The following is a 404-nucleotide window of genomic DNA, read 5'->3' as shown; positions in this document are numbered from 1 at the left end:
GGGGACATCGTCGGCACGGCGCACACGTCCTACGAGGAGGACGACCAGCTCAGGGGGAAGGGCTTCCCGGTCGTCTGGCCCGCCGGGGGCGGGTACCCGCCGTACAGCCTCCAGGTGTGGACCGAGGACGACCGGACGGTCTGGACGGCCGCGGCAGGCATCGACGACCGGGGCCGGGTCATCGGCCACGAGGACCGCAGCTACCGCGACTGGCAGGAGCGCAAGCCGGCCGTCTGGAAGAAGCCGTACGACGCCCTGCCGAACGACCCCGGCCGGGTCACGGGCTACGACCACCTGACCCTCGACGGGCTCAGCCCGGCCACGAACGTGGCCGTCGGCTCGGCCGTCACCTTCGTCGAGGGGTACGCCAACTTCGTCCACGCCGCGTACTGGCCGGGCACGGG

At 72.8% G+C, this 404-nt stretch carries 1 protein-coding gene; it reads left to right on the top strand.

The window, feature by feature from the left end:
* Positions 1–404 (top strand): hypothetical protein (locus tag G3I78_RS49870; protein ID WP_203616604.1); only part of this gene is annotated, 404 nt, incomplete at both ends.

It is taken from the genome of Streptomyces sp. SID13726, assembly GCF_010548375.1.
GTDB lineage: Bacteria > Actinomycetota > Actinomycetes > Streptomycetales > Streptomycetaceae > Streptomyces.
Note: the sequence above shows the minus strand (reverse complement) of the source record. Positions and strands in the feature narration are given on the sequence as shown.